This window comes from Kitasatospora albolonga (assembly GCA_002082585.1).
In the GTDB taxonomy this organism is placed as follows: Bacteria; Actinomycetota; Actinomycetes; order Streptomycetales; family Streptomycetaceae; genus Streptomyces; species Streptomyces stephensoniae.
In genome coordinates, this window is record CP020563.1 from 5,805,543 (window position 1) to 5,827,353 (window position 21,811).

18 protein-coding genes and 1 pseudogene are annotated in these 21,811 nt (G+C 72.0%); 8 read left to right on the forward strand and 11 right to left on the reverse strand.

The features are described from left to right. Positions 1-77 precede the first annotated feature (77 nt). From B7C62_25900 to B7C62_25910, 3 genes are all read right to left on the reverse strand, one after another. Positions 78-1,016 carry a cellulose-binding protein gene (locus tag B7C62_25900; protein ARF75301.1) on the reverse strand — a complete coding sequence of 313 codons (939 nt, stop codon included), beginning with the start codon at positions 1,014-1,016 and terminating at the stop codon, positions 78-80. Positions 1,017-1,294: 278 nt separating this feature from the next. Then, positions 1,295-5,188: a hypothetical protein gene (locus tag B7C62_25905; GenBank protein ARF75302.1), complete on the reverse strand. Its 3,894-nt coding sequence runs from the start codon at positions 5,186-5,188 to the stop codon at positions 1,295-1,297. Between the two features lie 201 nt (positions 5,189-5,389). After that, positions 5,390-5,818 carry a methylmalonyl-CoA epimerase gene (locus tag B7C62_25910; GenBank protein ARF75303.1) on the reverse strand — a complete coding sequence of 143 codons (429 nt, stop codon included), beginning with the start codon at positions 5,816-5,818 and terminating at the stop codon, positions 5,390-5,392. A 144-nt stretch (positions 5,819-5,962) separates the two neighbouring features. On the opposite strand from B7C62_25910, the gene B7C62_25915 reads away from it, so the two are divergent. Together B7C62_25915 and B7C62_25920 are read left to right on the forward strand one after the other, a co-directional pair. After that, positions 5,963-7,168, forward strand: coding sequence for an acetyl-CoA acetyltransferase (locus B7C62_25915; protein ID ARF75304.1), 1,206 nt, complete (start codon positions 5,963-5,965; stop codon positions 7,166-7,168). A gap of 55 nt (positions 7,169-7,223) precedes the next feature. Further along, positions 7,224-8,186: a methylmalonyl Co-A mutase-associated GTPase MeaB gene (locus tag B7C62_25920; protein ARF77375.1), complete on the forward strand. Its 963-nt coding sequence runs from the start codon at positions 7,224-7,226 to the stop codon at positions 8,184-8,186. A 146-nt stretch (positions 8,187-8,332) separates the two neighbouring features. On the opposite strand, the gene B7C62_25925 is transcribed toward B7C62_25920, so the two are convergent. Beyond that, positions 8,333-9,031 carry a peptidase M4 gene (locus B7C62_25925; protein ARF75305.1) on the reverse strand — a complete coding sequence of 233 codons (699 nt, stop codon included), beginning with the start codon at positions 9,029-9,031 and terminating at the stop codon, positions 8,333-8,335. 117 nt (positions 9,032-9,148) lie between these two features. Here B7C62_25925 and B7C62_25930 point away from each other — a divergent pair, with 117 nt between their 5' ends. Next, on the forward strand, positions 9,149-9,811 hold the full coding sequence (locus tag B7C62_25930; GenBank protein ARF75306.1) for a DNA-binding response regulator: 663 nt from the start codon (positions 9,149-9,151) through the stop codon (positions 9,809-9,811). After that, on the forward strand, positions 9,808-11,253 hold the full coding sequence (locus B7C62_25935) for a two-component sensor histidine kinase (GenBank protein ID ARF75307.1): 1,446 nt from the start codon (positions 9,808-9,810) through the stop codon (positions 11,251-11,253). Before B7C62_25930 ends, B7C62_25935 begins: the two co-directional genes overlap by 4 nt. Positions 11,254-11,395: 142 nt before the next feature. Here the strand turns inward: B7C62_25935 and B7C62_25940 are convergent, their stop codons facing one another. The 4 genes from B7C62_25940 to B7C62_25955 form a co-directional block, all read right to left on the reverse strand. Next, the gene (locus tag B7C62_25940) at positions 11,396-11,872 is read right to left on the reverse strand and encodes a MarR family transcriptional regulator (GenBank protein ARF75308.1); all 477 of its coding nucleotides are present in this window, start codon (positions 11,870-11,872) and stop codon (positions 11,396-11,398) included. Positions 11,873-12,036: 164 nt separating this feature from the next. Continuing rightward, on the reverse strand, positions 12,037-12,789 hold the full coding sequence (locus B7C62_25945; protein ID ARF75309.1) for a Ser or Arg-related nuclear matrix protein: 753 nt from the start codon (positions 12,787-12,789) through the stop codon (positions 12,037-12,039). 67 nt (positions 12,790-12,856) lie between these two features. After that, complete coding sequence (locus B7C62_25950) at positions 12,857-13,507, reverse strand: hypothetical protein (GenBank protein ARF75310.1); 651 nt, start codon at positions 13,505-13,507, stop codon at positions 12,857-12,859. Next, the gene (locus B7C62_25955) at positions 13,507-14,139 is read right to left on the reverse strand and encodes a hypothetical protein (protein ARF75311.1); all 633 of its coding nucleotides are present in this window, start codon (positions 14,137-14,139) and stop codon (positions 13,507-13,509) included. Before B7C62_25955 ends, B7C62_25950 begins: the two co-directional genes overlap by 1 nt. Positions 14,140-14,419: 280 nt before the next feature. On the opposite strand from B7C62_25955, the gene B7C62_25960 reads away from it, so the two are divergent. From B7C62_25960 to B7C62_25975, 4 genes are all read left to right on the forward strand, one after another. Continuing rightward, positions 14,420-14,770: a hypothetical protein gene (locus B7C62_25960; protein ARF75312.1), complete on the forward strand. Its 351-nt coding sequence runs from the start codon at positions 14,420-14,422 to the stop codon at positions 14,768-14,770. Further along, positions 14,767-15,060, forward strand: a complete 294-nt coding sequence (locus tag B7C62_25965; protein ID ARF75313.1) for a hypothetical protein — start codon at positions 14,767-14,769, stop codon at positions 15,058-15,060. Before B7C62_25960 ends, B7C62_25965 begins: the two co-directional genes overlap by 4 nt. Before the next feature lie 174 nt (positions 15,061-15,234). Then, the gene (locus B7C62_25970; protein ID ARF75314.1) at positions 15,235-17,100 is read left to right on the forward strand and encodes a glycosyl transferase; all 1,866 of its coding nucleotides are present in this window, start codon (positions 15,235-15,237) and stop codon (positions 17,098-17,100) included. A gap of 3 nt (positions 17,101-17,103) precedes the next feature. Next, a complete protein-coding gene (locus B7C62_25975; GenBank protein ID ARF75315.1) occupies positions 17,104-19,059 on the forward strand; it encodes a galactose oxidase in 1,956 nt (651 codons plus the stop codon). Between the two features lie 94 nt (positions 19,060-19,153). Here B7C62_25975 and B7C62_25980 read toward each other — a convergent pair. The 3 genes and pseudogenes from B7C62_25980 to B7C62_25990 all read right to left on the reverse strand — a co-directional run bounded on the left by B7C62_25980 (position 19,154) and on the right by B7C62_25990 (position 21,782). Further along, positions 19,154-19,442, reverse strand: a pseudogene (locus tag B7C62_25980) (hypothetical protein). A 64-nt stretch (positions 19,443-19,506) separates the two neighbouring features. After that, positions 19,507-20,547, reverse strand: a complete 1,041-nt coding sequence (locus tag B7C62_25985) for an endoglucanase (GenBank protein ID ARF75316.1) — start codon at positions 20,545-20,547, stop codon at positions 19,507-19,509. Positions 20,548-20,798: 251 nt separating this feature from the next. Then, positions 20,799-21,782, reverse strand: coding sequence for a transcriptional regulator (locus tag B7C62_25990; protein ID ARF75317.1), 984 nt, complete (start codon positions 21,780-21,782; stop codon positions 20,799-20,801). Positions 21,783-21,811 lie beyond the last annotated feature (29 nt).

A 21,811-nucleotide genomic window follows, 5' to 3' on the forward strand; every position in this document is an offset into this window, starting at 1 on the left:
GACACGCTAGAACGGCCGCGCGCCCGGCGCCACCACAAAGGCGGAACCGGGCGCGCGGAACGAGGCGTTCCGTGGGGTCAGCGGGTCTGCTGGGCCGGAACACCGCGCTGGGCGGGCTCGTCGTCCACCGGGGACCCGGCGGCGGCCACCGCGGCACCGGTCAGCGTGGCCAGCATCTCGCGGACGTTGGTCAGCTGCGCGTTGATCGAGTCGCGGCGGTTGGTGAGCGCCGCCAGCTCGCGCTCCGATTCGCTGCGGATGCGGTCGGCCTTGGCGTTGGCGTCGGCCACGATGTCCTCGGCCTGGCGCTGCGCGGTCTCCACCGTCTGACGGGCACGGCGCTCGGCGTCCGTGCGGAGCTTCTCGGCCTCCAGACGGAGCTGCTCGGCGCGGTGCTCGATCTCGGCGAGGCGCTTCTCGGCCTTGGCCTGACGGGACGCGAGGTCGCGCTCCGACTGCTCGCGCCGCTTGGCGAGGTTCGTCTCGAAGTCGGCGGCGGCCTGGGCGGCCTTGGCGCGGGTCTCCTCGAAGAGGGCGTCGGCCTCCTCGCGCTTCTGCTGCGCGTCCTTCTGGGCGTCGCTGCGGAGGGTGTTCGCCTCGCCCTGGGCCTTCTCGACGATGCGGACGCCCTCGTCCTCGGCCTTCGCCTTGCGCTCGGCGGCGAAGGACTCCGCGTCGTTGCGCACCTGCTGGGCGGCCGACTCGGCCAGCTCGCGGTGCTGCTCGGCGGCCCGACGGGCCTCCTCACGCAGGTCCTTGGCCTCCTCCTCGGCGAGGCGGAGGATCTTCTCGACACGGGCACCGAGCCCGGCGTACGACGGCTCGGCGTCGTTCACCTGGGCCTGGGCGTTCTGCGTCTCGAGGTGCAGCTCCTCGATGCGCTTTTCCAGGGACGTGATGCGGGCCAGGGCGCTGTCACGGTCGGCGACGAGCTTGGTAATGCGGTCGTCCACCTGACCGCGGTCGTAACCACGTCGCACGAGCTCGAAGCCGAAGGGGGAGGAAGGGTCACTCATGGGGTTCCTGTCGAATGAGACCGGTGAGGTGATAGGGGAATCCTAGGGGCCATTGCGGCGTGTCAGCGTGCAGATGTCGGTTTGATCTGGAGAATGACACCCCTTTTGAGTGGCTGACCCCCGGAGTGCTTGCCACTCGAAGGGTTGAATGTCCATGACGAAGCACGCGCCCCCGTACGCCTGCTTCCTCCGGACGCCCTGCGTTCTCTCCCCCGTACATCCATCTCCTGCGTTCCCCCGTGGGACCGGACCCGGGCAGGTCCGGGGCCCCGCGACCGCTACCTCCCCGACGACTTGCCCCCCGACCGCGAGCCCGCCGCCGCGGGGGCCTTGGAGCCGCCCGGCGGTCCGTCCGCCGGTTTGCCGCCCCCGCCGGGAGTCTCGAAAGACTCCAACGCTTCCAGCACGTCCTGGACACGGGAGATCTCCGTATTGATGTCCTCGCGCCTGCGCACCAGGACCTCCAGCTCCCGTTTCCCCTCGGCGACCGTCTTCTCGGCCTCGGCCTGCGCGTCGGCCCGCAGCTTCTCCGCCTCGCGGATCAGCCCGGCCTTCTTGGCCTCGGCCTCCTTCAGCAGCGACTCGGCCCGTTTCACCGCGGCGATCCGGACCTTGCTCGCCTCCGAATTGGCCTCCGCCAGCAGCTCCTTGGCCTTCGCCTCGGCCTCGTCGCGCTGCTCGGTCGCCGCCTTCATCAGGTTGTCGACGCGCTCCCCGGCGGTCTTCATCTGCTCCGACGTCTCCCGGCGGGCCCGCTCGTGGAGCTCCTCGATCTCGCTCTCCAGCCGGGCCCGCAGCTCCTGCGCCCGCTCCCGGATCTGGGTCGCGTCGCGCCGGGCGCCGACCAGCAGCTCATCGGCGTCCGTACGGGCGCGCTCCACCAGGGTGTTGCCCTCGACGGTCGCCTCCGAGGTGATCCGCTGGGCCTCCTTGCGGGCCGCGCCGACCATGGTGTCGGCCTGCCCCTCCGCCTCGGTGGCCGTACGCAGCGCCTCTTCCCGCGCCTTGTTGATGAGCTGGTCCGCCTGCTCCGCCGCGTCCGCCCGGCGCTTGGCCGCCGCCTCGCGGGCCTCGTCCAGCACCCGGTCCGCCTCCTGGCGGGCCTCCGAACGCAGCTCCTCCGCCGCCGACTCCGCTTCCGTACGCAGCCGTTCGGCCTCCTCGACCGTACGGGCGGCGCTCTCCTGCGCGGAGCCGAGCAGCTCGGCCGCCTCGGCGCGCAGCCGCTCCGCCTCCTGGCCCGCCTCGGCTAGCAGCCGTTCGGCCTGCTCGTTCGCGTCCTTGCGGCGCCGGTTGGCCTCCGTGGTCGCCTCGACGACGAGCTGCTCGGAGGAGTGGGCCGCCTCGTTGCGGATGCGCTCGCTCTCGGCCGTCGACTCGGCCATGAGCCGGTCCGACTGGGCCGCCGCCTCCGAACGGATGCGGTTGGCGTCCTGCCGGGCCTCGGCACGGGCCTTCGACGCGTCCTGCTCCGCCGAGGCGAGGGCGTCGGACGCCTCCGTACGCATCCGCTGGCTGTACTCCGAGGTGTCCGCGCGCAGCCGCTCCGACTCGGCGATCGCCTCGGAGACCGTCCGCTCGGCCAGCGCCTTCGCGGCCTCCGCCTCCTCGTGGGCCTCCCGCCGGAGCCGGTCCGCCTCCTCGCCCGCCTCCCGCCGCAGCCGCACCGCGTCCTCGGAGGCGCGGTCCCGCTCGGCGTGCGCGTCGGCGCGGACCCGGTCCGCCTCCTCCTGCGCCTCGGTACGGGTGCGCTCCGCGACATGCTCGGCCGCCGAACGCAGCCCGGCGATCTCCTCCTCGGCCTGCTCCTGGAGCCCGGAGACGGAGTCCCGCACCTGCTGGGCGGTCTGCTCGGCCGCCGAGACCAGCTCGGTCGCCCGGGCGTCCGCCTCCTCGACCAGCCGCTGCGCCTCGGCCTGCGCCTCCTCCACCCGCTTGCGGGCGGAGGCGAGCAGCTCCTCGCTCTGCTCGCGGGCCCGCTCGCGCTCCTGCCCCGCTTCCGTACGGGCGGCGCCGAGGATCTCCTCGGCCTCCCGGCGGCGGCGCGTGGCCTCCTCCTGGGCGGCCTCCAGCGCCTCGGCGGCCTCGGCCTCCACCCGCTCGGCGGCGGCTGCGGCCTCCGCGCGCACCCGGTCGGCGGTCTCCTTGGCCTCGGTCTTCAGCCGCTCGGCCTCGGCGGCGGCCTCGCTCCGCAGCCGTACGGCGATGTTCTCGCCCTCGGCACGGGCCTGCGAGGCGTCCGCCGCAGCCTCGTCACGCAGCCGCTCCGCCTCCGCCCCGGCCTGCTCGGTCAGCGCCCGGGCCCGCTCGGCGGCCTCGGCGCGCTGCCGCTCCGCCTCCTCGGCCGTCTCGCGGCGGATGCGCTCCGCCTCCGTACGGGCCTCGCCGAGCGCCTCCTCGGCGGCGGCGAGCCGGGCCTCGGCCTCGGTGTGCAGCCGCTCCAGCTCATCGGCGGCCTCGGCCTGCCGGGCCGCCACCGCGCGCTCGGTCTCCTCGCGCAGCCCGGCCGCCGCCCGCTCGGCCTCGGCCGTGGTGGCCTCCGCCTGCTCCTCGGCCTCCGCCCGCAGCTTCTCGGCCTCGGCGCGGGTGCGCTCGAGCGTCTCCTCGGCCTGCTTGCGCAGGGTGGCCGCGCGCTCGGCGGCCTCGGCGCGGATGCGCTCGCTCTCGCCGTTCGCCTTGGTGCGCAGCTCGTCCGCGTCGGAGCGCGCCTCGGTCAGCAGCTCCTCCGCCTTGCGGGCGCCCTCCTCCAGCTGCTGGACCGCCTCGCGGCGGGCCTCGCCCCGGATGCGCTCACCCTCCGCGACCGCCTCGGAGCGCAGCTGCTCGGCCTCGCCGCGCAGCCGACGGGCCTCCTCCTGGAGCTCGACCGTCTTGGCCCGGTACTCCTTGGTGTCGTCCTTGGCCGCGCCCTTGAGCTCGTCCGCCTGCTCGGCGGCCTCGCCGCGCAGCCGGTCCGCCTCGGCCTCCGCCTCGCGGCGGATGCGCTCGGCCTCCTCGCTCGCCGCCTTCGTCGTCGACCGGGCGTCCTCGGACGCCTTGGTGAGGACCTCCTCGGCGCTGCGGGCCGCCTTGGCGAGCTGGGCGGCGGCGTCCTCGGCGGCTGCCGTACGGGCCTTCTCGGCCGCCTCGGCGACCAGCCGGTCGGCCTCGGCACGGGCGTCGGCGAGGGCCTGCTCGGCCTCCTCCTTGAGCGCCTCGGCGCTCTTGGTGGCCTCGCCGACCAGCCGGGCGATCTCCGACTTGGCCGTACGGGTGCGCTGCTCGTTCTGCGACTCGGAGGCGGCCAGCTTCTTGGCCGCGGTCTCCTTTGCCTCGGCGAGGGTCTTCTCGGCCTCCAGCCGGGATTCCCGCAGCCGGGTCTCGGCCTCCTGGAGCCGCTGCTCGGCGGCCCGGTTCAGCTCGGCCGTCTGCTGGCGGGCCTGCGAGGTCTCCGCGGTGGTGCTGGAGCGCAGCTGCTCCGCGTGGCTGGTGGCCTCCTGGGCCTGCGCGGAGGCGGCGCCCAGCATGCGTTCGGCGTCCTTGCGGGCGCGCAGCAGGATCGCTTCCGCCTCGGCCCGGGCCGCCTCGGCCTCGGAGCCGACGCGCTGCCGGGTCTCCTCGGCCAGCCGGGCGGCCTCGGCGCGGGCGGCGGCGAGCGCCTGTTCGGCCTCGGCCCGGGACTCGTCCAGCAGCCTGCGCGCCTGCGATTCGGTGCGGGCCCGCAGCTGTTCGGCCCAGGCGACGTTCTCGTTGACGTGCGACTCGACGGTCTGCCGGCGCTCGGCCAGCTCCTGGTCGAGCTGCTGCCTGCGCTGGACGGCCTCGTTGTGCAACTCCGCCTGGAGGCGCGCCTGGTGCTCGGCGTGCTCCTGGAGGATGCGCTGTGTCTGGGCCCGCGCCTCGCGCAGCTCGCGCTCGGCGTCGCTGCGCAGCTGCTCGGCCTGCACCTGCGCGTTCCGCAGCAGCTGCTCGGCCTGGTAGCCCATGTCCGCGCTGTCGTACGCGGGACGGGTGGCCAGATTGCGCCGGGCCTCGTGCAGCTTGGCGCGCAAGACCTCGACCTGGTAACCGAGGTCCTCGGCGTGCTGGACGGCCTTCTCCCGGTCGGTCCTCAGCCGGGCCATCTCGGCTTCGAACCGCGAGAGATGGTCGTCTTCAGCTCGGTGGCTCTCCTGGCTTTCGTAGCCCCGCACTGCGCGGTCCCATCCTTCCCCGAGCTCAACTCTGTTCGAGCAGGGGAGACCCCAACCCTGGTCGCAACTGTCCACACGAGGACAGCTCGCCGACGAGCGGTCCCCAGGGAATGGTGACAGACAAACGACGAGGACGTGGTACGGCCCCGACCCGGCCCCGGCCCGGAACCGCCCACTCTACCGGGCCGGGTCTGCGCCGGGTCAGTGCTCCGGGTTGCTCGTGACCAGTTCGGTGAGGACGCCGTGGCAGTCCTTGGGGTGCAGGAACGTGATCCGGGACCCCATCGACCCCGTCCTGGGCTCGTCGTACAGCACACGGACGCCCTTCTCGCGGATGTCCGCGGCGTCCCCGTCGACGTCTTCTGTACCGAAGGCGATGTGGTGGACGCCTTCCCCGTTCTTTGCCAGCCACTTGCCCACGGCGGAGTCCTCCCGGGTGGGCTCCAGGAGCTGGAGGTAGGACGCCCCGCCGTCCGAGGTCCCGTTGATCTTGAGCATGGCCTCCCGGACGCCCTGCTCCTCGTTGATCTCGCTGTGGAACACCTCGAATCCGTACGTGGCACGGTAGAACTCCACCGTCCTGTCCAGGTCGAAGCAGGCGATTCCGATGTGGTCGATGCGCGTCAGCATGGTTTCAGCATGGCTCCGCGCCCCGGCCCCCGCCATGGTTACGCAACGTGCGCGCCGTCACACCGGTAGCCGGATGACGGGCGCGGGAGCGCTCAGTACATTCAGGTAAACCCTCGTTCACATCCGACCCAAGGGGCCGTGCCCATGCCAGCAACGACCGGTACCACCACCTCAGTGATCGTCGCGGGCGCCCGGACGCCCATGGGCCGTCTCCTCGGCTCGCTCAAGAGCTTCTCCGGGGCCGACCTCGGCGGGGTCGCGATCAAGGCGGCCCTGGACCGGGCCGGCATCGGCGGCGACCAGGTGCAGTACGTGATCATGGGCCAGGTGCTCCAGGCCGGCGCGGGCCAGATCCCCGCCCGCCAGGCCGCCGTCAAGGCGGGCATCCCGATGAACGTGCCCGCGCTCACCATCAACAAGGTCTGTCTCTCCGGGCTCGACGCCATCGCGCTGGCCGACCAGCTCATCCGTGCCGGGGAGTTCGACGTTGTGGTCGCGGGCGGCCAGGAGTCCATGACCAACGCCCCGCACCTGCTCCCCAAGTCCCGCGAGGGGTACAGGTACGGCGCGATCGAGATGCTCGACTCGATGGCGTACGACGGTCTCACCGACGCGTACGAGAACATCCCGATGGGCGAGTCCACCGAGAAGCACAACGGCCGCCTCGGCCTGGACCGCGCCGCCCAGGACGAGATCGGCGCCCTCTCCCACCAGCGGGCCGCCGCCGCGCAGAAGAACGGCGTCTTCGAGGCCGAGATCACCCCGGTCGAGATCCCGCAGCGCAAGGGCGAGCCGGTGCTCTTCGCCCAGGACGAGGGCATCCGCCCCGAGACCACGGTCGAGTCGCTCGGCAAGCTGCGCCCCGCCTTCGCCAAGGACGGCACGATCACCGCGGGCACCTCCTCGCAGATCTCCGACGGCGCCGCCGCCGTCGTCGTCATGAGCAAGGCCAAGGCGCAGGAGCTGGGCCTCGACTGGATCGCCGAGATCGGCGCCCACGGAAACGTCGCGGGCCCCGACAACTCCCTCCAGTCGCAGCCCTCCAACGCGATCCGGCACGCGCTGAAGAAGGACGGCCTGACCGTCGACGACCTCGACCTGATCGAGATCAACGAGGCGTTCGCCGCCGTCGCCGTCCAGTCCATGAAGGACCTGGGCGTCACTCCGGACAAGGTCAACGTCAACGGCGGCGCCATCGCGCTCGGCCACCCCATCGGCATGTCCGGCGCCCGGGTCGTCCTGCACCTGGCCCTGGAGCTGAAGCGGCGCGGCGGCGGCACGGGCGCGGCGGCGCTGTGCGGGGGCGGCGGCCAGGGCGACGCGTTGATCATCCGCGTCCCGGGCAAGTAACACCGTACGGATACGCCGTACGTAGACGAGGCAAGGCGAGAACGGAGCGGTGAACGTGGACGTGGACGTCCCCACGCTGGTCGAGCAGGCGCGAGCAGGCAGGCCGCGTGCGGTGGCCCGGCTGATCTCGCTGGTGGAGGGGGCGTCCCCGCAGCTGCGCGAGGTGATGGCGGCACTGGCCCCGCTGGCGGGCCACGCCTACGTCGTCGGGCTCACGGGCTCGCCGGGCGTCGGCAAGTCCACCTCCACGTCCGCTCTGGTCTCCGCCTACCGCCGGGCGGGCAAGCGGGTCGGCGTCCTCGCCGTCGACCCGTCCTCCCCGTTCTCCGGCGGCGCCCTGCTCGGCGACCGGGTCCGGATGTCGGACCACGCGTCCGACCCCGGCGTCTACATCCGCTCCATGGCCACCCGGGGCCACCTGGGCGGCCTCGCCTGGTCGGCCCCGCAGGCGATCCGGGTCCTGGACGCGGCGGGCTGCGACGTGGTCCTGGTCGAGACGGTGGGCGTCGGCCAGTCCGAGGTGGAGATCGCCTCCCAGGCCGACACCTCCGTGGTGCTGCTCGCCCCCGGCATGGGCGACGGCATCCAGGCGGCCAAGGCCGGAATCCTGGAGATCGGCGATGTGTACGTGGTCAACAAGGCCGACCGCGACGGCGCCGACGCCACCGCCCGCGAGCTGAACCACATGCTGGGCCTCGGAGAGTCCCGCGCCCCCGGCGACTGGCGCCCCCCGATCGTGAAGACGGTCGCGGCCCGGGGCGAGGGCATCGACGAGGTGGTCGAGGCGCTGGAGAAGCACCGCGCCTGGATGGAGGAGCACGGCGTCCTCGCCGCCCGCCGTACGGCCCGCGCCTCCCACGAGGTCGAGACGATCGCCGTCACGGCCCTCCGCGAACGCATCGCCGACCTGCGCGGCGACCGCCGCCTGAACGCCCTGGCGGAGCGGATCGTGGCGGGGAGCCTGGACCCGTACGCGGCGGCCGATGAGCTGGTGGCGGGGCTGACGGGGGAGAGGTGAGGAGCTCCCGCACGCGCGCTTGACGCTTTTAACTTCTGCTCTTCGTCCGAGGGTTGCTTCCTCAGCCGTCGGTGCCGAGCGCCGAACGGCCCCGCACCGCCGCTGCGGTACGGGGCCGTGCCGCCCAGGACGCTCCGGGCGGCGGGTCAGTCGTCGTCGCCGTCGCGGTCGTCGTCCCGGTCGTCGTCACCGTCGTCGTCGCGGTCCACCGTGACCTTGCCGGTCTTGGCGTCGACCTTCAGCTCGTGCTGCTTGCCGTCCTTGCCGGTGATGTCGACGTCCCAGCGCAGGACACTGCCCCGGCGGCCGTTGTCGTCATCGTCATCGTCGTCGTCCAGGTCGATCGACGTGATGCGGCCCGGCGCGGTCTTCAGCGCCGCGTCCGCCGCCGCGTTCAGGGTGACGGCGGACGAGCGGGGCGCGTGGCGGTCGCGGTCGTCGTTGTCGTCGTCCTGGCGGGTCTTCAGGACCTTGCCGGTGGTGGCGTCCACCGTCACGTCGTGCCAGACCTTGTCGGAGCCGTACACGTCGAGCTCCCAGACCGTACGGCCGTCGCGGTCGTCATCGTCGTCGTCCAGCTCGGCCTCGGTGACCGTGCCCGGGACGCTCTTCAGCGCCGCCGCCACCGCCCGGTCCAGCGTGACGGTGGTGGTCCCGGTGGCGGGGGAGCGGTCGTCGTCCCGGTCGTCGTTCCGGTCGTCCGTGTCCTTGCCGGTCGTCGTCGGCTGCTGCGTCGTCGTGGCCGGGCGGCGGTCGTCGCCGTCCGCGAAGGCGACGGTGGCGGCGGCCGTGCCGCCGATCAGGACGGCCGCGGTGACGGCGGCGATGGTGACGTTGCGCTTCATGAGGTTCCTCCCCGAGAGCTGCTGTGCTTCGACGGGTTCCACACTGCCGGGGGCTTGCTGAACGCAGCCTGAAGCCACCTGAAGGCGTCTTCAGGTGGAGTTTGCGAGGCTGTGCGCATGCGCCTGTTGATCGTGGAGGACGAGAAGCGTCTCGCGGTGTCCCTCGCCCGGGGACTGACCGCCGAGGGCTTCGCCGTGGATGTCGTGCACGACGGGCTCGAAGGGCTCCACCGGGCGGGTGAGGGCGGCTACGACCTGGTGATCCTCGACATCATGCTGCCCGGCATGAACGGCTACCGGGTCTGCGCCGCCCTCCGCGCCGCCGGGCACGAGGTGCCGATCCTCATGCTGACCGCCAAGGACGGCGAGTACGACGAGGCCGAGGGGCTCGACACCGGCGCGGACGACTACCTGACCAAGCCCTTCAGCTACGTCGTCCTGGTCGCCCGGGTCCGCGCCCTGCTGCGCCGACGCGGCGCCGGGACCGCCGCGCCCGTGCTGACCGTCGGCACCCTCCGGATCGACACCGCCGCCCGCCGCGTCCACCGGGGCGAGGACGAATACGCGCTCACCGCCAAGGAGTTCGCGGTCCTGGAGCAACTCGCCCTGCGCGCCGGGCAGGTGGTCAGCAAGGCGGAGATCCTGGAGCACGTCTGGGACTTCGCCTACGACGGCGACCCGAACATCGTGGAGGTCTACATCTCCACCCTGCGCCGCAAGTTGGGCGCCGCTTCCATCCGTACGGTGCGTGGCGCAGGCTACCGGCTGGAGGCGGGATGAGGTCCGTACGGGCCAGGGCCGCCATCGGCGCCACCCTGGTCGTCGCCGTCGCCCTCGTCGCCGCCGGGCTGGCCGTCCTCCTCGTCCTGCGGGACAACCTTATCGACCAGGCGGACCTCCAGGCGGAGGTGGCCGCCCGGGAGGTGGCCGGGCAGCTGGCCCTGGACACGGCGTACGAGGACCTGGACCTGGACGACGAGGAGGACCACCCGGTCCAGGTGACCGACGAGGAGGGGCGGGTGGTGTTCGTGTCGAAGGGGCTCCAGGCCGTCTCCGGGACCCGTTCGCCGGGCGTCAGCCCCGTACCCTCCGCCTCGGTCGGCGCCGCCCCGTCACCCGGGGACGACGACGATGACGATGACGACGATGACGATGACCGGCGGCCCGGCCGGGGCGAGGTCTCCTCCGACGACCCGGACTTCTCCGACGGCACCGCCACCGTCAACGGCAAGCACGCCGACTACCGGTTCGCCGCCGTCGAGGCGACCACCCCCGCCGGACTCACCCTGACCGTCCACGCGGGCGCCCCGCTCGCCGCCGAGCAGGAGGCGGTCGGCACCGTACGCGGGGCCATGCTGATGGGCCTCCCGCTCCTGCTGGCCGTCGTCGCCGCCGTGACCTGGCTGGTGACCCGGCGCGCGCTGCGGCCCGTCGAGGGCATCCGCCGCGAGATGGCCGCGATCACCGCGTCCGAGGACCTGGCCCGCCGCGTCCCGGAGCCCGGCTCGCGCGACGAGATCGCGGCGCTGGCCCGGACCACCAACGAGACGCTCACCGTCCTGGAGGCGTCCGTGGAGCGGCAGCGCCGGTTCGTCGCGGACGCCTCGCACGAGCTCCGCTCCCCGATCGCCTCGCTCCGCACCCAGCTGGAGGTGGCCGAGGCCCACCCGGAGCTGCTGGACCTCCCGGGCGCGGTCGCCGACACCGTACGCCTCCAGGTGCTGGCGGCGGACCTGCTGCTGCTGGCCCGGCTGGACGCGGGGGAGAAGCCGGGGGCCGCCCGGGTGGAGGTGGGGGCGCTGGTGCGCGAGGAGGTGTCCCAGCGGGCCGGGGACCGGGTTCCGGTGTCGGTGGAGGTGCCGGAGGGCGGGGCGTTCGAGGTGAACGGCTCGCGCGGGCAGCTGGCCCGGGTGGTCGGCAACCTGCTGGACAACGCCCAGCGGCACACCGAGGGGCGCGTGGCCGTCTCCGTGGCGGCCGACGGCTCCGGGGTGCGGGTGGAGGTCCGCGACGACGGGGCGGGCGTCCCGGAGGACGAGCGGGAGCGGATCTTCGAACGGTTCGTCCGGCTCGACGACGCCCGCAGCCGCGACGACGGCGGCGCGGGGCTCGGCCTGGCCATCGCCCGGGACGTGGCCACGCGCCACGGCGGGACGCTCACGGTCCACCGGGCCCCGGAGGGCGGCGCGGCGTTCCGGCTGTGGCTGCCCCGCGCGGCCTGACCGTACGCGAAGCGCCGTACGCCGAGCCGACGCGTACGCGAGACGTACGCGGCCGTACGCCGCCCCGACCGTACGGAGACGGGACCGCGCGGCCGTGGGGACCGGTGCCGCGAGCCCCCGGGCACCGGTCAGCCGTCCTGGGTCACGGCTTCCCGCGCCGCCCCCGCAGATGCTCCGCGATCGGCGTCAGCGCCGCGTGCAGATCCGTGAGAGCCTCGGGGGAGAGCAGGTCCATGAAGTGCTTGCGCACCGAGTCCACGTGGTGCGGGGCGACCTTCCGCATGGTCTCCGAGCCCAGCTCGGTGAGGACCGCGTACAGTCCCCGCCGGTCCGACTCGCAGTGGGTGCGGCGGACCAGGCCCGCCGTCTCCATCCGGGTGATCTGGTGCGAGAGCCGGCTCTTGGACTGGAGCGTGGCGGCGGCGAGGTCGCTCATCCGCATCCGCTGGTCCTCGGACTCGGAGAGGTTGACCAGGATCTCGTAGTCGTTCATGGTCAGGCCGAACGGCTGGAGGTCCTTCTCCAGCTGGTGCATCAGCAGCCTGCTGACGTCCAGGTGGGTGCGCCAGGCGCACTGCTCCGTGTCGCTCAGCCAGCGGGTGGCCGTCTCGGTCTCCATATATGGATTCTACCTAAGAAGTTGAAAGCCGGACGAAATTAACGGGTGTGACATCAGCGGGTGTGGCGGCGGGCACCCTGGGGCCGCCGGAGTGCCGGCGGACTCGTTGGCAAGGACCGACGGCTGGGCGCAGACGTTCGACGTCACACTCCGCAGCCTACCGCTCACAAGCCGAAGCGGCGCTGGAGGTCCCCCAGCTGGCCGGGCATGCGCGGCGTGGAACCGCCGCCCGGGACACCCGGTTCGCTCGGCACCGTACCCGTCGACTGCTCCGCCATCAGCGCCTCGCTGGACTGCATCAGCACCGTGCCCGCCCCTACGAACTCGAACTGGTGCTCCTCGCCCGAGGTGCCGCCGATGCCCGTCAGTGACCGGATTCCGCCCATGACGCCCGTCATGTAACCGTGGTCGTAGTGGTGGCACGGCGAGGGGCAGTCCGCCCACCCCACCAGCGCCTGCGGGTCGACCCGCAGCGGCGGCTCCATGAAGACCACGGGCCCGTTCGACGCGGCCACGAACTTCCCCGTACCGATCAGCGTCACGAACCCGGGCACGATCGACTGCTTCAGGGAGAGCGCCGGGTCGAACGCCAGCAGGTTCCCCGAGCGGATCGTCAGGTTCCCCTCGTCCAGGTCGAAGGAGTTCACGTCGAAGGCCCGGTCCGCCAGCAGCATTTTCCCGCTGCCCTCGGCCACCACCCAGTCGCTCGCGTGCAGCGGCGAATGGAAGCTGGAGCGCACCAGCCGCTCGAACCGGCCGTGCCCGATGCCGTCGAAGTTGATCTGCCCGTAGTAGGCGATCATCTTCCCCTTCTGGAGGAACCACCGGCTCCCCTTGAGCTCCACGCAGAAGGTGTAGGAGTTGACGTTGTCGTCCGACGGCAGCGTCATCGGATCGAAGATCACAGGGGTGCTCACGACTTCTCCTCGATCGGCTTCTTCTCCCCGAGGGGCACCGGCTTCTCCCCGGGGGCCACCGGCGCGCTCACAGCTTCTCCTCCGATGCCTGGACGTACACCGCGCCGCTCCCGCTCAGCTCCAGCTGGAACGCCTCGCCGGAGCCGCGCCCCACCATGTCCCGCCAGCCGAGCGCGGTGGAGAGCTTGTTGCGGACATTCCCGTGGTGGGCGACGTACGCCTGCGGGTCGACATGGATGTCCCGGCCCGGGACGATCGGCAGCTCGATCACCCCGCCGTGCGCCATCACCGCGACCGCACCATGGCCCGTGAGCGTCGTCGTGAACAGCCCCTGGCCGGTCACCTGGCCGCGGACCATGCCCATCACCCCGCCCTGCGAGCCCATGAACATCGTGCCCTGCTGGAGAGAGCCGTCGAAGGCGAGGAGCCGGTCGGCCTCCACGTACAGGGTGTCGCCCGCCAGGTTGATCACCTGGATGTGGTGGCCGCCGTGGCCGAACAGCACCGTGCCCGACCCCTCCACCGTCATCAGCGGCGTCGCCTCGCCCGCCACCCGGCGGCCGATCATCGAGGCGAAGCCGCCCTGACCGCCCTGGATGTTCGGGGTGAAGGACACCTCGCCCCGGTAGGCCAGCATCGCGCCGCGCTGGCTGAACAGCCGCTGGCCCGGAGACACCACGGCCTCGACCATCTTGGAGTTGATCTCCCGGAACGGCATCAGACATCGCCCCCGATGGTGTTGCGCTCGCTCGGCTGTACGTAGACCAGCCCGTCGCCCTCGAACCGCATCTGGAACGCCTCGCCCGAGCCCTCGCCCATCAGCGTCCGGAAGTTCACCCCGCTCTGGAGCTGCTGGCGCAGACTGCCCTGGTGGGCGATGTACGCGCCGGGGTCGACCATCAGCGGGTACTGCGGGGTCACCCGCAGCAGCACCGCCTCGCCCTCCGACATGATCGCCGCCTGGCCGGTGCCCTCCACCGTGGTGGTGAACAGCCCGTTGCCGCTCGCCCCGCCGCGCAAGCCGGTGAACGTGGTGCCCGTGCGCAGCCCGGAGTCGGTGGCCAGCAGATTGCTCGCCTCCACGTACAGCTTGTCGCCGTGCAGCGCGACCAGGTTGATCTCGCTCGCCCGGTCGGCGAAGTAGCAGGTGCCCTGCCCGGACACCTCCATCACGGCCATCTGCTCGCCGGTCAGCCGGCGGGTCACCATCCCGCGGAGCCCCTCACCGCCGCCGGTCATCTTCTTGAAGGTCATCCGGCCGTCGTACGCGACCATCGAACCGTTCTTCGCCTTGACGGCATCGCCCGTCAGATCGACGGCGAGCGTCTTGCTGCCTTGGAGTCGGAACATCGCCACGCGACGAAGGTAGCCGCCCGCCCGCCGCCCGGACCAGGTCCTACGGAACCGTTACGTCCCTGATGCTCCCCTGATGCGCACCTGGACCGGTCCTGGTGATGCGCACCCGCACCGGCCCTGATATGCGGTGATACGCGCGCCCGCGCGGAGGACGGCCCCCGGCGCCGGGGGCGTACCGGCGCGATGCCACAATGGGGGCGCGGCTTGTGCTCGCGTTCACAAGCCCGTACGGCCCCTCCCGACCGCACGACCCCCTCCCACCGAAGGTGCCCCTGTGGACATCAAGACCGCTTCCGCCCTGCACCGGCTGCGCCTCATCTCCCTCCCCGAGGCGCTCTCCTTCCCGGCGCTGCTCATTTTCGGCTCGCTGCTCATGCGGGTGTCGGACATCGACTTCCTCATGCGGCCCCTCGGCATCATCCACGGCATCCTCTTCACGATCTACGTGGTGTTCCTGCTGGATGTGTGGGTCAAGGCCAAGTGGCCCCTCAAGCGTGTCGCGCTCTTCTTCCTCCTCGCCGTCGTCCCCTTCGGCGGCCTCTACGGCGACAAGCTGCTGAAGCAGTACGAGGCCGACGGCGTCATCGCCGCCCGCGCCCGCCGCGAGGGCACGGTCAGCGCATGATCGTCGCGTTCTCGGTCTCCCCGCTCGGCGTCGGTGAGGACGTCGGAGAGTACGTGGCCGACGCCGTGCGGGTCGTACGGGAGTCGGGCCTGCCCAACCGGACCGACGCCATGTTCACCTCCGTCGAGGGGGAGTGGGACGAGGTCATGGACGTCGTCAAGCGCGCCGTGGCCGCCGTCGAGGCCCGCGCGGGACGCGTCTCCCTGGTACTGAAGGCCGACATCCGGCCCGGTGTCACCGACGGTCTGACCTCGAAGGTCGAGACCGTGGAGCGCCATCTCGCGGGCTGACGCCCCGTCCGGCGTCCGCCGCCCCTGTTCACCCGATGAGCCCCCGGCACCACACGGCCGGGGGCTTTTCCGGCTCCGGATCAAAAACCGCTCACTCGGACCTTCCGAGTCGACACCGTTAGTTATGTCCACTTCTGTGATGGTATCTACCCATTCGACAGGAGGAGGGCACCGGTGCGGTCGGAGGGCTACGACTACGACACCTACAGCCGGCTCGCGGGTCCGCTCACCGAGCCGGACCCCGAGGGGTACCGGGTCCGCTACCGGTCCCTGCTCTCGACGGAGAAGCACCGAATAAGGGCCGTCCTCCTGATGACGCTGGCCCCGGTGCTCACCGCCACCCTGATGCTCTACCTGGTCTGGCCCACGCACTGGACCGACCGGGAGAACGGGGAGCGCTGGCTCGTCGTCGCCGACACCGTGATGCTGGTCTCGATCGGTCTGATCGGGTTCTTCATGCTGGTCAACGTGGTCTCCATCGCGCACGCGACGATGGTCGCCCGGGACCCCGTCCCCGTGACGCCCGAACCGGGCACCCGGGTCGCCTTCCTCACCACGTACGTCCCCGGCAAGGAACCGCTCTCGATGGTGCGCGCCACCCTCAAGGGCGCCGTCCGCATGACGCACCCCGGTCCGCTGGACATCTGGCTCCTCGACGAGGGCGACGACCCGGCCGCCCGGATGCTCTGCGCGGAGCTGGGCGTGCACCACTTCACCCGGAACGGGGTGCCCGAGTGGAACCGCAAGAAGGGCGCCCACAAGGCGAAGACGAAGCACGGCAACTACAACGCCTGGATCGCCCTGCACGGTGACGACTACGACTTCTTCGCCTCCGTCGACACCGACCACGTGCCGATGCCCAACTTCCTGGAACGGATGCTGGGCTACTTCCGCGACCCCGACATCGCCTTCGTCGTCGGACCGCAGGTCTACGGGAACTACGACTCGGCCGTCACCAAGGCCGCCGAGTCGCAGCAGTTCCTCTTCCACGCCCTGATCCAGCGCGCGGGCAACCGCTACGGCGCCCCCATGTTCGTCGGCACCAACAACGTCGTGCGCATCGCCGCGCTGCGGCAGGTCGGCGGCCTGTACGACTCGATCACCGAGGACATGGCGACCGGCTTCGAGATCCACCGCCGCCGCAACCCCGTCACCGGGCGCTTCTGGCGTTCCGTCTACACCCCCGACGTGCTGGCCGTCGGGGAGGGGCCCTCCTCCTGGACGGACTTCTTCACCCAGCAGCTGCGCTGGTCCCGGGGGACGTACGAGACGCTGTTCAAGCAGTACGTCCGGATGCTGTTCCGGGTGCCGCCCGGCCGGCTCCTCAGCTACACCCTGATGCTCGTCTACTACCCCATGACGGCCGTCAACTGGCTGCTGGGCGTGGGGAGCTGTGTGCTCTTCCTCTGGTTCGGGGCGTCCGGCACCCAGGTCGCCGCCTCCATCTGGCTGATGCTCTACAGCGACGCGGCGGCCCTCCAGATCGGGCTGTACCTCTGGAACCGGCGGCACAACGTCTCCCCGCACGAGCCCGAGGGCTCCGGCGGCCTCGCCGGGATGGCCATGTCCGCGCTCTCCGCCCCGATCTACCTCAAGTCGCTCGGCTCGGCAGTGCTGCGCACGAACGGCCGGTTCGTCGTCACGCCCAAGGGCGGCCAGACCTCCCCGGACCGGCTGCTCACCTTCCGCATCCACCTCTTCTGGGCGGTGGTCCTGCTCTCCTCGCTCGTCGCCTCCGTCCACCTGAACCACACCCATGTGGCGATGCGGACCTGGGCCACGCTGGGGCTCGCGATCTCCCTCTCCCCGGTCGCGGTGTGGGCCTGGACCCTGTGGCAGGACCGGCGTACGCGGGCGCGCAGCGCCGTACCCGCCCCCGCGCCCACCCCCGTACAGCCGCTGCCCGAGACGGCGTTCGTCACCACCACGACCACCACGACCACCACGACGCCGACCACGACCACCACCACGGCCGGGGCCCCGGCGCCCGGCACCGCCACGGCCGGTACCACCGCCACCACCACCGCAGGAGGGAACTGACCCATGGCCTACCGGCCTTCGAAGAAGCTGAGGAAGACGCTCCTGGGCACCGGCGCCGTGGTCGTGCTCGCGGGGCTCAACGCCCCGGCGGCACTCTCCTTCGCGGAGGACCAGTACCACGCGTACAAGATCGCCCAGCCGAAGTACAAGGCGCGGTACGGCTCCTGGGAGCGCGTCGACATCCCGAAGGACTACCGGACCAACGCCATCCACGCGGCGCTCCTGCACACCGGCAAGGTGCTGATCGTCGCGGGCTCCGGCAACGACCAGAAGAACTTCGACGCGGGCACCTTCGACACCGTGCTGTGGGACCCGGCGGAGAACACCTTCCAGAAGATCCCCACCCCCGAGGACTTCTTCTGCGCCGGTCACGCCCAGCTCCCGGACGGACGGCTGCTGATCGCCGGGGGCACCGCCCGCTACGAGGTGCTGGACGACAAGGTGGAGCGGGCCGGCGGCGGGATGCGGGTCAAGAACGAGAACCCGGACAAGCCGCTGAAGCTGAAGAAGGGCACGGTCTTCCGCTCGCCCTCCGGCGTGGAGTACGTGGCCAAGTTCGACGTCACCGTGCCCAAGGCCAAGCGCGAGTTCGAGGTCACGTACTTCAAGAGCGGCCAGATGAAGCCGTGGAAGACGAAGGTGACCGCGTCCGAGCAGCGGGTCTTCGTGGAGGCGGTGAAGGACGGCGTGGAGGCGGTGGCGCCCGAGGCCGCCCAGTACGAGATCGTCGGGCTGAAGGGCAAGGAGGCCGACAACTCGTACGGGATCGCCGAGAAGATCACCATGGACAAGCAGGACTTCCAGGGGATCAGGGCCGCCTACGAGTTCGACCCGACGGCGGAGAAGTACATCCCGGTCGACCCGATGAAGGAGGCCCGCTGGTACCCGACGCTCGTCGGACTGGAGGACGGCCGGGTCCTCTCCGTCTCCGGCCTGGACGACGTGGGCGCGATTCTTCCCGGCGACAACGAGATCTACGACCCGAAGACCAAGAAGTGGAGCAAGGGCCCCTTCCAGTACTTCCCCACCTACCCGGCGCTCTTCCTCACCAAGGGCGGCACCCTCTTCTACCCGGGCGCCAACGCCGGTTACGGCCCGGCGGACAAGGGCCGCGACCCCGGGATCTGGGACCTGAAGAAGAACACCTTCACCAAGGTGCCCGGACTGACCGACACCGACCAGCTGGAGACGGCGGCCTCGCTGATGCTGCCGCCCGTGCAGGACCAGAAGGTGATGGTGCTGGGCGGCGGCGGGGTCGGCGAGTCCAAGAAGTCCACGGCCCGCACGGCCGTCATCGACCTCAAGGAGGCCAGCCCGGCCTTCAAGCCCGGACCCGATCTGCCGCAGGGCACGCGCTATCTGAACAGCGTGATCATGCCGGACGACACCGTCTTCACCAGCGGCGGCTCCGAGGACTACCGGGGCCGCGGCGACAGCAACATCCTCAAGGCGCAGTCCTACGACCCGAAGACCAACACCTTCAAGGAGGCGGCCGAGCCGACGGTCGGCCGCAACTACCACTCCGAGGCGCTGCTGCTGCCCGACGGCCGGGTCGCCACCTTCGGCTCCGACTCGCTCTACGGGGACAAGGACAACACCAAGCTCGGCAAGTTCGAGCAGCGCATGGAGGTCTACACCCCGCCCGCCCTGCACCGGGGCAAGGACAAGAGGCCGGTGATCGGGGCCGGTCCGCAGGCGGTGCAGCTCGGCAAGACGGTCACCTTCAAGACCGCCGACGCGGACCGGATCGCCACGGCCCGGCTGATGCGGCCGAGCGCGGTCACGCACACCACCGACGTGGAGCAGCGCTCCATCGAGCTGGCGCTGAAGAAGGGCAAGGGCGAGGTGAGCGTGACCGTGCCGGACGACGCCACGCTGGTGCCGCCCGGCTGGTACATGCTCTTCGTGACGGACACCGACGGCATCCCGTCGGTCGCGAAGTGGGTCAAGGCGTCCTGAGACCGGGGCTTCGGAGCCGTACGTCGGGACCGGCCGGGTCTCAGGGACCGGCCGGGTCTCAGGGCCTGGCCGGGTCTCAGGGCCTGGCCGGGCTTCAGGGGCTGGCCGGGTCGACCCCGTAGCGCAGGGGCTCGATCTCCACGCGCGGATCGCGCCGGTAGACGTAGAGCGCGTCCGCCCGGGCGCCGCCCGCCGGTCCGTCCAGCTCACAGGGGTACGTGACCTGTACGACGGAGGGCCGGCCCACGACCCGTATCCGTGTTCCGTCCGCGGGGCCGCCGACGAGTACGGCGGTCTCGTCGGCGGGTTCCGCCGCGGCGGACGCCCCGTGCGTCCGCCGCCGGTCCTGGGGGTGGGGTGTCATGTGTGCCCTGGTTTCGTATCCCATGGCAACACTTTAGAGGTTGCGCAATCTTTGAACTACGGTGCCATGGGTCCCGGGGCTGCTCAGGACGTGGCGCGGGTGGCCAGCCCCAGGGCGTACTCCGGCCACCAGGTGCCCGCCTCGGGGCCGCCCCGGCAGGTGCCGTCCGACTCGCCGGGCCGCTTGATCCACAGATAGGCGTCGAGGCGGTCGTCGCGGGTGTCGGTGGTCGGCGGGGTGCCGAGCGCCCGGCCCGGCGGGTTGCACCAGGCTTCGGCGCGGTCCCCGGTCAGGGGGCCGCCGCCGTTGCGGCTGGTGTCGATCACGTAGTGCGCGCCGCCGAGGGAGTCGGAGAGGAGACTCCCGTACTCCTTCACGCTCGCGTTCGACTGGAAGTTGGAGACGTTCAGCGAGAAGCCGTCGGCCCGGTCGATCCCGGCCCGCCGCAGCGGCTCCGCGATCTTCTCCGGCTCCGTGATCCAGTCCGGGTTGCCCGCGTCCAGGTAGACCTTGGTGCGCGCCCCCGCCTTGAGCGTGTCCACGGCCCCGGAGAGCAGTTCGTAGCGCTCGGCGTGGTGCTCGGGCGGGGTGCAGCCGTCCGCGATGTGGGGGAGGGCGTCGGGCTCCAGGACCACGGTCGCCGGGGCGTCGCCGATGGCGTCCGCGAACTCGCCGATCCAGGACCGGTAGGTGTCCGCGTCCTTGGCGCCGCCCGCCGAGTAGAGCCCGCAGTCGCGGTGGGGAATGTTGTACGCGACGAGCAGGACGCTCTTCTTCGTCTCGGCCGCCGCCTTCACGGCGGCCACGATCTCGGGCCCGGGCGCGTCCCAGGCGGGCCAGAGTGCCACCGGGCGGTCGGCGATCCGCTGCAGGGCCTTCGCGTCCCCCTCCCGGCCCTCCCGGTCCCAGGCGCGCACCTGGCGGGCGGCGTCGCTGTCCGGGTCCACCCAGTACGGGGACGCCGCGCTCGGCGCCGGTTCGCCGCGTACGGGGTCGGCCCCGGCGGCCGTCGGGTCCGCGCCGCCCGGCGCGGAGCAGCCCGCCGTGAAGGCGGCCGCGAGCGTGGCGGCGGCCAGGGCGGAGAGGAGGCCGAAGCCTCGGGAAACGGTTCTACGGCCGGACATCCAGCCCCCTCGGACGGCGGTGGCTCACGGATACGGGACGCCGTGCTGCGGGACGGCGTCCGGGAACGCCTGAGCGCGCGCACGGAACGTCAGCAGTACGGAAACGTCAGCAATCGTGACATAGCGGTCACCGGGAGTGGTGCCGCCACACCATCCGTCACCGGGCCCCCGCCCGGGTGGCGGCCGTCAGCGCGATCCGCACCGGCCCCCGCTCAGGCGGAGGCCGTCAGCGTGACCCCCACCGGCCCCGCTCAGGTGGCGGCGGCCAGGGCGATCCCCAGCGGCGTCCGCTCGTACAGCACCTGGTGTCCGTACCGCCGGGACGTCAGCAGCCCCGCCCCGCGCAGCACCGACAGATGCGCCGACACGGAGGAGGGGGCGAGGCCGAACCGGTGGGCCAGGGCGCTCGTCCCGGCCGGTTCGTCCAGCGCGCACAGCACGTCCGCCCGGACCCGGCCCAGCAGCCGGGCCAGGGCCTCGGGCGTCCGCTCCCCGGCCTCGGCCCACAGCCCGCCGATCCCGCGCGCCGGGTAGATCAGCCCGGGCTGCCACGGCTCCAGGTGGCCGCCCACCACCTCGGGCCAGACGAAGACGCTCGGCATCAGCACCAGCCCCTGCCCGCCCAGCACCTGGTGGTGGTCGCCCCGCGTCCCCTTCACGGTGAGCGTCGAGCCGTTCCAGCTCAGCTGGGTGCTCACCTCGCCCAGCAGCCGTTCCAGCCCGCTGTCCGCGAGCCGACGGGAGTGGTAGGCGATGTCCGCCTCCAGCAGGGCCCGCAGCCGGGGCCAGTACGGCTCGATGAGCGTCTGCCAGGCCCGCTCCAGCAGATCGGCGAGATCGCGTACGGCCCGTGCCGGATCGGCCAGCAGCCGACGGCCCGCCGCCGACTCCCGCCTCCCGGGCCGCTCCTTCAGCGCCAGCTCCATGTCCGCCAGCGCCAGCTCCGGATCGACCGCCCGGACGCCCGCGATCTCCTCCTCGAACGTGGCGAACGGGCCGATCGGCGGCGGGCAGATGAAGTCCGGGTTGTGGCCGCCGTCCGGCATCAGCAGCCACAGCGGTTCGAGGTCGAGGGCCTTCGCCGCCTCCCGTATCCGCCGGAGCCAGGGCAGGTGGTAGCCGTGCCGGTAGGGGCGGGCCAGGGTGCGGACGGCCTCCTGGGTCTCGACCAGCGGCGAGAGCGCGAACCGGCAGCGCAGCAGGTCGCTCTCGTCGAAGTGCAGCTGAAACGGCATACCGGCCCCCGTCGAAGATTCGCCCCCAG

Bases quoted from the DNA above. Each gene is read 5' to 3' on its own strand.
- B7C62_25915 (ARF75304.1), top strand. From the start codon at position 5,963: ATGCCAGCAACGACCGGTACCACCACCTCAGTGATCGTCGCGGGCGCC.
- B7C62_25925 (ARF75305.1), bottom strand. From the start codon at position 9,031: ATGAAGCGCAACGTCACCATCGCCGCCGTCACCGCGGCCGTCCTGATC.
- B7C62_25900 (ARF75301.1), bottom strand. From the start codon at position 1,016: ATGAGTGACCCTTCCTCCCCCTTCGGCTTCGAGCTCGTGCGACGTGGT.
- B7C62_25940 (ARF75308.1), bottom strand. From the start codon at position 11,872: ATGGAGACCGAGACGGCCACCCGCTGGCTGAGCGACACGGAGCAGTGC.
- B7C62_25985 (ARF75316.1), bottom strand. From the start codon at position 20,547: ATGTCCGGCCGTAGAACCGTTTCCCGAGGCTTCGGCCTCCTCTCCGCC.
- B7C62_25955 (ARF75311.1), bottom strand. From the start codon at position 14,139: ATGTTCCGACTCCAAGGCAGCAAGACGCTCGCCGTCGATCTGACGGGC.
- B7C62_25930 (ARF75306.1), top strand. From the start codon at position 9,149: ATGCGCCTGTTGATCGTGGAGGACGAGAAGCGTCTCGCGGTGTCCCTC.
- B7C62_25950 (ARF75310.1), bottom strand. From the start codon at position 13,507: ATGCCGTTCCGGGAGATCAACTCCAAGATGGTCGAGGCCGTGGTGTCT.
- B7C62_25910 (ARF75303.1), bottom strand. From the start codon at position 5,818: ATGCTGACGCGCATCGACCACATCGGAATCGCCTGCTTCGACCTGGAC.
- B7C62_25990 (ARF75317.1), bottom strand. From the start codon at position 21,782: ATGCCGTTTCAGCTGCACTTCGACGAGAGCGACCTGCTGCGCTGCCGG.
- B7C62_25935 (ARF75307.1), top strand. From the start codon at position 9,808: ATGAGGTCCGTACGGGCCAGGGCCGCCATCGGCGCCACCCTGGTCGTC.
- B7C62_25975 (ARF75315.1), top strand. From the start codon at position 17,104: ATGGCCTACCGGCCTTCGAAGAAGCTGAGGAAGACGCTCCTGGGCACC.
- B7C62_25965 (ARF75313.1), top strand. From the start codon at position 14,767: ATGATCGTCGCGTTCTCGGTCTCCCCGCTCGGCGTCGGTGAGGACGTC.